Genomic DNA, 11437 nt, shown 5'->3' on the forward strand with positions numbered 1-11437 from the left:
GCTATCCGCGCGGCGGGAGCGCATTTGCTTTTCCTGCCGCCTTACAGTCCTGACCTAAACCCGATCGAACAACTGTTCGCCAAGCTAAAAGCCCTGCTACGAAGAGCAGACCCGCGATCCATCGAACAGGCATGGAAAACCATAGGAACACTCTTGGACGAATTCACTGCCCAGGAATGTGCCAATTATCTCCGCAACTCCGGATACGCTCCAACCTGAACCTATAAAGCTCTAGATGGACCGTCGGCTGACGACGGCTGACAGAACCGCCAAAGGCACACTCAACGAGCCACTAGTCAGCGTAACTCAACGGCTAGAGAAAGCGAGCAAGAATGCTAACATGCCGACAGGATCGCGCGGCATGATTCAAACCATAATCTGAAGTTTGAAAATTGCCAGATTCCGCTTGTGGCACTTGCCGCATAATACCGGATCCACGACGGACGGTTTAGTCCATGACGCAGGGACCGGTCCGCGCCCCGTTTCAGGACGCGGAAGACAAGATCAAATCACCCGGTTCGCCCTTGCCAGGACGGCCTCGAACAGGACCTGGCATCCGGCTTCCGCCTCGGATGGTTCGATGCTCTCCGCCTCGTTGTGCGACAGGCCGTCCTTGCAGGGCGTGAAGATCATCGCCGTCGGCACGTGGCGTGCCACATAGACCGCGTCGTGCCCGGCGCCCGACACGATGTCGCGCGTCGACAGGCCGGACTTCGCCGCGCCCTGGCGGACCAGGTCGATGCAGGACGGATCGAACGGTTGCATCGGGATCCTGAACAGCCGCGTCAACTCCAGCTTCACCCCGGCCGCGTCGGCGATCGCCTGGGCCGCGGGCGGGAATTCGGCGTCCAGGACGTCGACCTCGGCGTCCGTCGGGTGGCGGAACTCGACCGAGAAGCGGACCTCGCCCGGCACCACGTTGCGGCTGTTCGGCAGCACGTGCAGTTGTCCGACCGTGCCGCGTCCGTCATCGCCGCGGGCGCGCATCATCCGGTCGACCAGGTCGATGATCCGCGCGGCGGCGACCAGCGCGTCCTTGCGGGTGGAGGGCGGGGTGGTGCCGGCATGGCTGTCCTGGCCGATGATCACCGCGTCGTACCAGACCTGCGCCTGGGCGCCGGTGACGATGCCGATCTGCTTGCCCTCGCGCTCCAGCAGCGGACCTTGCTCGATATGCAGCTCGAAATAGGCGTCGGCGGGGAAGGGCGTCGCCGGTTCGGACCCGCGATAGCCGATGGCGTCCAGGGCATCGCCGACGGTGACGCCGTCGGTGTCGGTCAGGGCGTTGGCCTTGTCCAGCCCGAACACCCCGGCCCAGACGCCGGAGCCCATCAGGCTGTGGCCGAAGCGGCTGCCTTCCTCGTCGGTCCAGTTGATCAGCTCCAGCGGCGCTTCGGTCACGATGCCCAGGTCGTTCAGGCTGCGCATCACCTCCAGCCCCGCCAGCACGCCCAGCGCGCCGTCGAACTTGCCGCCCGAGGGCTGGCTGTCGAGATGGCTGCCGAACAGCACCGGCTTGCGGCTGGGGTCGCGGCCTGCGCGGCGGGCGAACATGTTGCCGATCGCGTCGACCCGGACGGTCAGGCCCAGCGCCTCGCACTCCGCCTTGAAGCGGTCGCGGCCGCGCTTGTCGACGTCCGTCAGCGTCAGGCGCCGGACGCCGCCCTTGGGGGTTGCACCGATCTCTGCGAACCCCATCAGGGTGTCCCAGAGGCGTTTACCGTCGATCCGTTGATTGGTCAGGCTCATGGCGCGGTTTTGCGCGATGGCCGGACCGCGCGCAAGGCCGTTGGCCGGTTAGCTGGGCTGCGCGTCCTCGGGCTGGGGCGCCAGGGGGTGATCCGGCACCAGCCCTGCCGCCGCCGCCCGCAGGTCCGGGCGCTTGGCATTGGCCGCCAAGGCCTGCAGGACCGCATAGGATCGTTCGGTGCCGGCGTTGACCAGCAGGAAGGCGATCGCCGAAGCGGGCACGCCGGGATCGTCCGCCGCCGTCTCGGTCCAGGCCGTCAGCCGCTTGCCCAGTTCGGGCGGGACGCCGGTGCGTTCGTTGCCCAACTGGTCGACCAGCTTGATGAACGCGCTGGCGAGATCGGGGCGCGGGGCGGAGCCGGCCTCGGCGATCGCCATGGCTTCCTCGAACCCCGCGATGACAAGGTCCGCCGCCGGGAAGGTCCCGTTGCGCGTCACGATATCCGTCAATTGCGACGTCATGGTCCGTCCTTTCATCACGGGCCGCCGAACAGCGGGATATGTCCGCTGTCGGTATTCGACAGGGCGCCGGTCGAGCCGTCCGCTCGAAGATACTGGTTGCCGATCACGATGCGCACGATGTTGCCTTTCCCCGAAACCGCGTCGGGCGAGATGTGGTTTCCGACCGACGGGCCGTGGCCGTAGATCCGGATGGTGGTGCCGTCGCTGGCCGTCCACTCGTAATCGAAACCATCCGGGTAGTTGGTCGTCCCGGCCCAAGCCCTGTTCGCGCTGGCCGAGACCAGTTGGCCGATCGCACCGACCGAGAGGCCGCCGTCGGCCAGCAGGTTCTTGGCGTCGGTCAGCAGTTGATGGCGGTCCGTCTGATCGGTGGCTCGGCCGGCGGCCGGCTTGGGCACGACCGTGGCCTTCCACCCGGTCTTCTTCGTGTCCAGCGCGTTGACCCGAGCGGGCAGGGGGGCCAGCAGGGCCCTGGCCTTCACGGGGTCGGTGAGGCGCAGGTCGAACGCGGCCTGCTTGGAGTCGTTCAGTTCCTTTTCGTGCTTCGGATGGGCATCCGCCAGGGCGTTGTTGAACGCCGCGCTCACCGCCGCCCAATCGGCCTGGAAGTTGCCGATCTCCGTCAGCTTGGGATGGATGTCCTCGATGGCCTGGGCCAGCGGATCGAACTCCCGCTCCAGCCGCTTGAACGCCGAGGCGACGTTGTCTCCTGCCGCCTCGGCATCGATCTGCTTGATCAGGGCTTCGGGGTTGTCGGGGGGATCCGGCGGATCTTCCAGCGACGCGTAGACCGGGACGATGTCCTTGAACTTCTTGATGACGGCGTCCGGATCGCGTGCGTCGCGCTGCGGCTGGTAGCCGGTCGCCGCCGCCGCTTTCAGGTCGCCGACGATGCCTTGCACCTGCCCGGCGTAGTCGGGACCCTTGCCCCTCCATGTCAGGCCCACGCTGATGGCTTGCGTGCGCAGGGCGGGCAGGGTCTGCTTCTGGTTCGGCGTGCCGTGCTCGATCAGCGCATCGACGGTCTCGAACATCTGGGTCGAGGCCTTGATCGCGGCCGCCAGACGGGTCGCCGCGTCCAGCCTGTCGTCCGCCTCCGGGACCGCGATCTTCTGCGCCGCCGCCATCGCCGCCTGCCAGGTCTTGGTGAGCGCCTGGACCAGTTCGTCGGGCGTAAGGGCGCCTTGCGCGTCCTTGACATTGGACTCCGCCTTGCGCTGGGCCTTGTCGAACCGGGCGACGAAGTCATAGGCGTCCTTCAACGCCGTGATCTGCGGCGTCGGATCGACATCGCTTCGGTTGATCAGGGCCGCCACCGCGACCTGGGCCGCCTGCTTGCGGGCGACGATCTCCATCATGGCGAACGAGGCGCCGCCGATGTCGGCTTCACCCGTCTTGATGACCGCGTTCAGCTCGTTGTTCTTCTGGCTCAGCGCGTCGGCGGCGCCGTTGATCCGGGCGAATTCGTCCTTCGCCTGCTGCCCGGTATCGAGCGAAACCTGTCGCATCATCTCCAGGAACGTCTTGCCGGCCGCCGTGTCCTTGCCGAATTCCCGGGTGATGCGCGTCTCCAGCGCATCGCGTTCCCCCCGGTTCTTGTCGCGCAGCTTCCAGGCGTCCGTGATCTGCTCCGCCAGGACGTCGATGGCCCGCTTGGCGGCGCCGAAGGTCGGGTCGGCCGCCAGGTCGATCCCCGATATGATCTTTCCAAGGTCGGAACGGAACACGCCCGCCTGCGGGGATTTTATGTTCACAAAGGGGTAGTTCGCATCGAGGCAAGCGTCCGTACGGGAGTACAGGCCAGGATAGGCGTCGACGGCCTTCACGAATGTCCGGGCGTTCGCCAGGTCCTTTTCGCTCTGCAGCAGCGCGCCGGCCGACCGGCGCTTTTCGTCGGGAACCAGCTTGCCGATGTTGACGCACAGGGTATCGAGGTCCGACAACCTCTTCTTGGACAGCGTCGCCCAGCTTTTGATCGCCGGCGGCAGGTCGGTGGCGGCTGTTCCCGCCGCGTCGACGGTGTCGCGCAGCGTTTCGCCGGCATTGACCGCGTCCGCCAGCCTGCCTTCCTGCAGGTGGCCGGCGATGATCTCTCGCTGGGCCTGCAAGTGGCTGGCGGCGTCGTCGAATTTCGCGGCCTTCGCCATCGCCGCTTCGGTCACTTCCATGACCTTCGCCATCGCCTCGATCTCGGAGCGGGCCGTCTTGAAGTCCCCGGCGCCGACAGCGGCGGCCATGCGCCGGCCCGTCGCCTTCAGCGCGGCTTCCATGTCGGTATATTGCTTTTGGAACTGAGCCTGCTTCAGGCTGGCTGCCTGGCCCAGCGTGGCGATTTCGCCGAACGACTTCGTCCAGCCGTTGACGGCCTCGGCCAGGTCGGCCGCGTCCTTGCAGGCTTTTTCCCGGTCGGCGATGGCCTGCCGGTACGCGCCGGACGCCGACTGGGCCACCTGGTCGTCATCGCCGCCGGCCAGTGTCTTCAGCAGGGCGTCCCGCCGGGTCCAGGCGGGAACGGCCTTGCCCAGGCTCGCTTTGCGGTTCTCCCCGACCTTCGCGTCGCCTGACTTGGGATTCAGCACGGGCGAGGCGATCGCGGTCTCCAGCTCCTGCCTGGCGCTGCTCATGTCCTTCGCAAGCGCCGCCAGTTTTTCCCGTCGCGCCTTCTGTTCCGCGGCGATGGCCTCGGCGGCCTGCCGGCCCTGTTCCTCCCATCCCTGGACGGCCTTGCCCGCGACCTCGGCCGCCGCGTCGAAGTCCGAGGCGGTCGAATTCATCATCGACAGGCCCTTGTCGGTCCGGGCCGTCTGCAGCGTCTTGGCCGCTTCCTGAAGCCGTCCGGTCCGGGCGTCGCCATCCTCCAGCAGCCGCAGCCCCTGCGCCAACTCGGCGAGACGTGCGTTCACCTTCCCGCCGGAATAGGTTTCGTCGAGCGGCACGACGACTTTCCGGCGCCGTTCGTTCTCGGCCTCCAGCGCCGCGTCGGCGAGATTGCGGCTCTCCCGCATGTCCTCCAGGATCTTCTTGGCCTGCTCTTCATCCCCCGGCTTGAGGCTGTCCAGTTCCTTGCGGAGACCGGCCATGTTCGGGGAATGGACATCGCCGCCGGGCAGCCGCGCCAGCGCGCCGGCGAAGTTGCGGAAGTCCCGTTCGACGATCGCCGCTTGCGCCTTGGTGCGCTCCAGTTCCTCCGAGGCCTGGCCGCCGGGCAGTGTGACGCCGAAGACGCGGGCGACCCACGCCTTTCTGAGTTCATGCGCCGAGACGCTCATGGCCCCCACCCCCCGCTTTGTCGGATATGGCCGCAATTAAGTCGTAAGGGCGATGAAATGACAAGCGGATTGCATGCACGGCGGCGACGTCCGGCCGTCCGTTTCGTTATCGACCATGACCTTGCCCTGATGGCGGCTTCCTGCGAGTTTGCCGCCCATGACCGCATCCGCCCCCTCCGTCGCCCGCAATTCCGACCTTGGCAGCCCCGATGTGTGGCAGGCCCGCGTCGACCTCGCCGCGTGTTTCCGAGCGGCGGCGCGCATGGGGCTGCATGAGGGCATCTGCAACCATCTGTCGTTCATGGTGCCCGGGCGGGACGACCTGTTCCTGGTCAACCCCGACGGCTGGTCGTTTGCCGAGATCACCGCCTCCCGCCTGCTGATCTGCGACTTCCATCGCAACGTCGTGGCCGGCGACGGCGTGCCGGAGGACACCGCGTTCTATATCCACGCCCGCCTGCATGCCCGGCTGCCGCGGGCTCGGGCGGCGTTCCACACCCATATGCCGCACGCGACGGCGCTGTGCATGGTGGAAGGCGAGCCGCTGGTGTGGGCCGGCCAGAGCGCGTTGAAGTTCTACGGCCGCACCAAGGTGGACGAGGACTACAACGGCCTGGCGCTGGACGAGTCGGAGGGCGACCGCATCGCGGAAAGCGTGGGCGACGCCGACATCGTCTTCATGAAGCACCATGGCGTGCTGGTCCTGGCCGACAGCGTCGCGAAGGCCTGGGACGACCTGTATTACCTGGAGCGGGCGGCCGAGGTGCAGTTGCTGGCGCAGGCGTCCGGTCGCACGGTGCTGCCGGTGCCGACGGCGGTGGCCGAGGCGACGGCGGAGCAGATGCGTCATGAAGGCGGACGCGACTCCCCCAGGCTGCACCTGGAGAGCATCAAGCGGCAACTTGACCGGGAGCAGCCGGAGTATCGGCAGTGATGCGACTGGCGCCGCTGCTCCTGGCGCTGCTTGCCTTCACGGGATGCACGCTGATCGACCGGCGGACCTTCGCGCCCGCCCCCGAGGCGAAGGCGCAGGTGCCGACGCCGCCGCCCGCCGCCATCGATCCGCGCACGCCGCTGGTGACGATCGAATACACCGTGGCCGCGCCGGACTACCAGGACCTGCTGAACGCCGCGGTGCGCGCGGCCGAGGCGCGCGACGCCCAGGTGCAGTTCGACGTGATCTCGGTCATGAAGGACACCAGCGACGTGACCAGCGGCATGCAGCGCGCGACCGACGTCATGCGGGCCATCATGCGGAACCGCGTCCCGGCCGACCGCATCCACCTGGGCGTGCGGACCGATCCGCTGCTGACGTCGCCGCAAGTGCGCGTCTACGTCCGCTAGGGACGGCCTGACCGCCGCTGCCCCATGCCCTCCATCACCGTTCCTGCCCGGCGGCTGATCGGCACGCGGGCCGAGGGCCTGGCGCTGGTCCTGTTCACGGCCTGCAGCTGGGGCATCACCTGGCCGACGACGAAGTTCATGCTGACGATGCTGCCGCCGTATTCGGTGCGCGCCGTCTCCGGCGTCATCGGCTGCGGGCTGGCCCTGGGGATCGCGGTGCTGCGCGGGGAGAAGCTGTGGCCGCCGCGGGACCAATGGGGCCGGATCATCCTCTATGCGATGCTGAATTTCGGCCTGTTCATCGTGCTGACGGTCCATGCCATCGCCTTGCTGCGGGCGTCCGAGGCGGTGACGATCACCTATACCATCCCGGTCTGGGCGGTGCTGCTGTCCTGGCCGCTGCTGGGCGAGCGGCCGACGGCGCTGAAGCTGCTCGCGCTGGCCCTGGCGCTGGGCGGGGTCGCGCTGCTGGTGGGGGCCGATACGGCGGAGGCGCGCTGGGACAAGGCGTTCCCTGCGGGCCTGGCGCTGGCGGCGGCGATCTGTTTCGGCCTGGGCACGGTCCTGGCGACGAAGCGGCCGCTGCGCCTGCCGCCGACCGTGTCGGTGTTCTGGCAGGCGCTGTTCGGCATCGCGGTGGTGATCGCGTTCGCCGTGCCGGAGCACCGGGACTGGGACAAGGTCACCGGCCTGGGGTGGTTCGGACTGATCTATATCGCGGTGGTCCCGCTGACCCTGGCCTATGTCGCGTGGTTCAGGGCGTTGAAGCTGGTGTCGGCGTCGACGGCGTCGACGACGGTGCTGATCTCGCCCATGGTCGGGGTGATCGGGTCGGGGTTCATGCTGCACGAGACCTTCGGCCTGCGGCAGATCGTGGCGCTGGCGATGACGCTGAGCGGGGTGGCGCTGGCGTCGCGGCGATAGGCTGAAGAGGGCGGGCCAGTCAGCCTTTCCTGGCCGGCGGCGGGTGGGCTGGCAGTTGGCTGGCGTGCCGGTGGTCGTAGGCCTGCTGCTGGCGGACGAACCGCGTCAATTCCTTGTCGCGCGCCACCGCGGCTTCCGCCTGATCGGCGGCGCTATCGCGCTGCGCCGCCGCGCGCATGTCCTGGGTGAACGCCGACGCCAAGGCCGCGCCGTTCAGCGCGCGCAGATGCCCGAGTTCGGCCTGCTGCGCCGGCTCCAGCTTCTCGGGCAGCATCACCTCGTTGCGCCGGGCGATGTCGTGAAGCTCCTGTTGCGATCGGTCCGCGTCGTTCAGCAGCGTGGTCGCGGCTTTGCGGAGGGAGGAGGATCCCAGCTTGGTCCGTGCGAGCTTGGCCGCCTCGATCTCAAAGCGGATCTCGCGCGCCTTTTGCCGCAGCCAGGCCGCGTCGGCGGTGCCGAGGCCGCCTTGGCCCTCGATCGTCACCGGTGGGGTGGCGGTGGGCGTTGCCTGGGGTTGGAGCGCATTGGCCTGCCCCCCCGCCAGCGTCATGGCGAACAGGGCGGCGATCACGGGACGGGGTGGTTTCATGAAGGCAGAGACTCAAGCAATGCGGCATCGGCCGGGACAGCCCACATATGACAGGAAGGCCGACGGCAGCGCCATACCGGCGGCCGCGTGCAATGGCCTGTCAACGTCGTGATGGCCGGAGGGTGGCAGAGGCGTCGACCCCGTCGTGGCGGGGCAAGCCCGGCCACGACGGGGAGGGGGTCTCTGTTTTTTTTCAACGCCCGGGAGGCCTGCGCCCGCCATGGCGGGAAGAGGCGAACCCCGGGCCGTCGGTATCACATCTCGGCGTAGGCGCCGTTCTTCCAGACATAGAAGACGTAGCCACCGCCAACCACGTCGCCCTTCTTGTCGAACGTGATCGGCCCCAGCACGCTCGGCCACTTGCCGGACGCCTTCAGCTCCGTGGCGACCTTTTTCGGGTCCGTGCTCTTCACCTTCTTGGCGGCATCCACCCAGACCTGGATCGCGGCGTAGGTGTAGAGGACGTAGCCTTCCGGATCGATGTTCTTCGCCTTGAACTCCTTCACCACGTCCGCGGCGCTCTTCATCAGCCGCGGGTCGGGCGGGAAGGTCATCATCGTGCCGGCCCCGGCGTCGCCGGCGATCTGCCAGAACTCATTGGTCACCAGCGCATCGCCGCCCACCAGCGTCGCCTTCATGCCCTGTTCCTTCGCCTGGCGGATGATCAGGCCGGCTTCGGTGTGATAGCCGCCGACATAGATCACGTTGATCCCCGCTTCCTTCAGGCGGCTGACCAGCGACGAGTAGTCCTTCTCGCCGGGCGTATAGGCGGTGGCCAGCGTCTCCTTCCCGCCGGCGGCGTGCAGCGCCTTGGCGGTCTCGTCGGCCAGGCCCTTCCCGTAGGCGGAGTTGTCGTTCAGGATCGCGATCTTTTCGCCCTTGAAATGCTTGGCCAGGTAGTCGCCGGCGACCTTCCCCTGCTCATCGTCGCGACCGCAGACGCGGAAGGTGTTCCAGCTTCCCTTGTCCGTGTAGTCGGGGTTGGTGGAGGCGGGGGAGATCTGCAGGATGCCCTCCTCGCCGTAAACCTTGCTGGCGGGGATCGAACTGCCGGAGCAGAAATGACCGGCCACCAGCTTCACGCCCTTGGACGCAAGCTGGTTCGCCACGGAAACGGCCTGCTTCGGATCGCAGGCGTCGTCGCCCACATCCAGCACAAGCTGCTTGCCCAACACGCCGCCGGCCTTGTTGATGTCGGCCACGGCCTGGTCCGCGCCTTCCTTCATCTGCTGGCCGAACGCGGCGTATTCGCCCGTCATCGGGCCGGCGACCGCGATGTGGATCTGCGCCCGCGCCGCGCCGCTGGCCAGCAGCAGCGCCAGGGCCGCGGCCGTGCCGAGGAACCGGCGGCGGATCCCGGATTTCGTTGCTTGATCGTGCATGAGCATCCCCCTGTCAGTCTAAGACCGCCCGTTTAAGGCCGCTCCGGTCCGGAGCGCGCGGCAACCCTAGCCGTGCGCCGAGAAAAGCGCCAGAATCGTCGCAATCACAAGGCGAAGGAGGAAAGTCCGTGAAAGCATCGCTGTTCTACCTGCCCAGCATCGGCAGCCGTTCGGAGATCGAAAGCGGCATGGCGGCGATGCGGCCGGAGCTTTACCAGCGCATGCTGGCGGAGCTGTCGGAACAGATCCGGCTCGCCGACGAACTCGGCTATGACTCGGTCAGCTTCACGGAGCATCATTTCCACATCGAAGGGTTCGAGGTCTCCAACAACCCGGTCCTGCTCGACCTTTACTTCGCCATGCAGACGAAACGGATCCGCGTCGGCCAGTTGGGGATCGTGCTGCCCGCGGCGAACCCGATCCGCGTGGCCGAGGATATCGCGATGCTGGACCACATGACCGGCGGGCGCGCCTGCGCGGGGTTCGCCCGCGGCTACCAGCGGCGCTGGGTCGATATCATGGCGCAGCAGACGCATGGCGTGTCGGGCGCGCTGCCGCATCAGCACGACGCGATCGACGCGGCCAACCGAACCGCGTTCGAGGAGAATTTCCAGATCATCAAGAAGGCATGGACGCAGGAGATGCTGACCCATGACGGGCAGTTCTGGAAAGTCCCCGCCGGCAAGACGCCCTGGACGCTGGAGACCACGGAAAAATACGGCAAGGGCGTCGAGAACGGCATCCTGACATCCGTGGGCGTCGTGCCCAAACCGTTGCAGAAGCCGCACCCGCCGCTGTTCCTGCCGTTCGCGTCGTCGGAGAACTCGATCCGCTGGGCGGCGAAGGAGAACGTGACCGCCATCCTGCCGGCGATGCTGCCGGTGTACGAGGACCATCTGTACGACGTTTACGCCGAGGTCTCCGGCCGTCCGCGCGGCGCCGGGACCGGGCTGCTGCGCGACGTCATCATCGCCGACAGCGATGAGGAGGCGCTGGAACTGTGGCGCAACTCCGGCCAGTTCACCGGGCGGGCGTGGTTCGAACCGTTCGGGTTCCGCAAAGGGATGCAGGACCCGAAGACGGGCACCTACCTGACGCCGGAGGAGGGGGTGCGCCAAGGCTACATCCTGGCCGGCACGGTCGACACGGTGATCCGCGGGCTGGAGGCGAACATGAAGCGCCAGCCTGTGGATTGGGTGTTCTGCTACACCTATAACGGGCTGATCCCGCACGCGAAGCTGATGCAGTCGATCGAGGCGTACACGACCAAGGTGATGCCTCGTTTCACCTGATCCCGGATTGGACCGGCTGACGCGGGGGTGGTCAAAACAGGGTCAGTTGCCGCACCCGCTTCTGCTTGCGGCCGGTGACGCCGGACAGCGTCACGAGGTCGGCGGCGATGTCGGCGATGAACGGCGACGGCGGCAAGGTGCGCATCGCCCCGCGCCACATCCGTTCCTGGGTCCGCGACAGGAACAAGCGGTCCTTCGCCCTGGTCATCGCCACATAGAACAGGCGGCGCTCCTCGGCGGCGGCCTGCCCGTCGTCTTCCGACGCAGCGCCCCAGGAGAACGGCACCAGCCCGGCTTCCAGGCCCACCACGAACACGACCGGGAACTCCAGCCCCTTGGCCGCGTGCATGGTCAGCAGCGAGACGCGGTCGGCGCGCGGATCGCGGAAATCGGCTTCGGTGGACAAGGCGACCGCTTCCAGCAGGC

At 67.5% G+C, this 11437-nt stretch carries 11 protein-coding genes; 5 read left to right on the forward strand and 6 right to left on the reverse strand.

The features are described 5' to 3' along the window. Positions 1–219, forward strand: a 219-nt coding sequence (locus tag VHB27_RS07410; protein ID WP_325598785.1) for a transposase, incomplete at its 5' end; no start/stop codon positions are given. Between the two features lie 285 nt (positions 220–504). Here VHB27_RS07410 and VHB27_RS07415 read toward each other — a convergent pair. Genes VHB27_RS07415 through VHB27_RS07425 form a run of 3 tightly spaced genes read right to left on the reverse strand, consistent with a single transcriptional unit; the run spans position 505 to position 5480 of the window. Then, positions 505–1749: a Zn-dependent hydrolase gene (locus tag VHB27_RS07415; RefSeq protein ID WP_325598787.1), complete on the reverse strand. Its 1245-nt coding sequence runs from the start codon at positions 1747–1749 to the stop codon at positions 505–507. Positions 1750–1797: 48 nt separating this feature from the next. Beyond that, positions 1798–2211, reverse strand: a complete 414-nt coding sequence (locus tag VHB27_RS07420) for a hypothetical protein (RefSeq protein WP_325598789.1) — start codon at positions 2209–2211, stop codon at positions 1798–1800. A 14-nt stretch (positions 2212–2225) separates the two neighbouring features. Beyond that, positions 2226–5480 carry a polymorphic toxin type 30 domain-containing protein gene (locus tag VHB27_RS07425; protein ID WP_325598791.1) on the reverse strand — a complete coding sequence of 1085 codons (3255 nt, stop codon included), beginning with the start codon at positions 5478–5480 and terminating at the stop codon, positions 2226–2228. A 157-nt stretch (positions 5481–5637) separates the two neighbouring features. On the opposite strand from VHB27_RS07425, the gene VHB27_RS07430 reads away from it, so the two are divergent. Genes VHB27_RS07430 through VHB27_RS07440 form a run of 3 tightly spaced genes read left to right on the forward strand, consistent with a single transcriptional unit; the run spans position 5638 to position 7748 of the window. After that, positions 5638–6414, forward strand: a complete 777-nt coding sequence (locus tag VHB27_RS07430) for an aldolase (protein ID WP_325598793.1) — start codon at positions 5638–5640, stop codon at positions 6412–6414. Continuing rightward, entirely contained in the window at positions 6414–6824 is a 411-nt protein-coding gene (locus VHB27_RS07435) for a hypothetical protein (protein ID WP_325598795.1), read from the forward strand. The genes VHB27_RS07430 and VHB27_RS07435 overlap by 1 nt, the downstream gene beginning before the upstream one ends. A 24-nt stretch (positions 6825–6848) precedes the next feature. Beyond that, positions 6849–7748 (forward strand): DMT family transporter, encoded by a 900-nt coding sequence (locus VHB27_RS07440; protein WP_325598797.1) that lies wholly within the window; start codon positions 6849–6851, stop codon positions 7746–7748. A gap of 19 nt (positions 7749–7767) precedes the next feature. On the opposite strand, the gene VHB27_RS07445 is transcribed toward VHB27_RS07440, so the two are convergent. Then, entirely contained in the window at positions 7768–8337 is a 570-nt protein-coding gene (locus VHB27_RS07445) for a DUF4142 domain-containing protein (protein WP_325598799.1), read from the reverse strand. Between the two features lie 254 nt (positions 8338–8591). Then, positions 8592–9719 carry a branched-chain amino acid ABC transporter substrate-binding protein gene (locus tag VHB27_RS07450; protein ID WP_325598801.1) on the reverse strand — a complete coding sequence of 376 codons (1128 nt, stop codon included), beginning with the start codon at positions 9717–9719 and terminating at the stop codon, positions 8592–8594. A gap of 128 nt (positions 9720–9847) precedes the next feature. On the opposite strand from VHB27_RS07450, the gene VHB27_RS07455 reads away from it, so the two are divergent. Further along, complete coding sequence (locus VHB27_RS07455; RefSeq protein ID WP_325598803.1) at positions 9848–11011, forward strand: LLM class flavin-dependent oxidoreductase; 1164 nt, start codon at positions 9848–9850, stop codon at positions 11009–11011. 31 nt (positions 11012–11042) lie between these two features. Here the strand turns inward: VHB27_RS07455 and VHB27_RS07460 are convergent. Continuing rightward, on the reverse strand, positions 11043–11437 hold a 395-nt coding region (locus VHB27_RS07460), incomplete at its 5' end, for a 3'-5' exonuclease (protein WP_325598805.1).

The organism is Rhodopila sp. (genome assembly GCF_035548235.1).
Classification (GTDB): Bacteria; Pseudomonadota; Alphaproteobacteria; order Acetobacterales; family Acetobacteraceae; genus Rhodopila.

Bases quoted from the DNA above. Each gene is read 5' to 3' on its own strand.
- VHB27_RS07445 (WP_325598799.1), bottom strand. From the start codon at position 8,337: ATGAAACCACCCCGTCCCGTGATCGCCGCCCTGTTCGCCATGACGCTG.
- VHB27_RS07425 (WP_325598791.1), bottom strand. From the start codon at position 5,480: ATGAGCGTCTCGGCGCATGAACTCAGAAAGGCGTGGGTCGCCCGCGTC.
- VHB27_RS07420 (WP_325598789.1), bottom strand. From the start codon at position 2,211: ATGACGTCGCAATTGACGGATATCGTGACGCGCAACGGGACCTTCCCG.
- VHB27_RS07450 (WP_325598801.1), bottom strand. From the start codon at position 9,719: ATGCACGATCAAGCAACGAAATCCGGGATCCGCCGCCGGTTCCTCGGC.
- VHB27_RS07430 (WP_325598793.1), top strand. From the start codon at position 5,638: ATGACCGCATCCGCCCCCTCCGTCGCCCGCAATTCCGACCTTGGCAGC.
- VHB27_RS07435 (WP_325598795.1), top strand. From the start codon at position 6,414: ATGCGACTGGCGCCGCTGCTCCTGGCGCTGCTTGCCTTCACGGGATGC.
- VHB27_RS07440 (WP_325598797.1), top strand. From the start codon at position 6,849: ATGCCCTCCATCACCGTTCCTGCCCGGCGGCTGATCGGCACGCGGGCC.
- VHB27_RS07415 (WP_325598787.1), bottom strand. From the start codon at position 1,749: ATGAGCCTGACCAATCAACGGATCGACGGTAAACGCCTCTGGGACACC.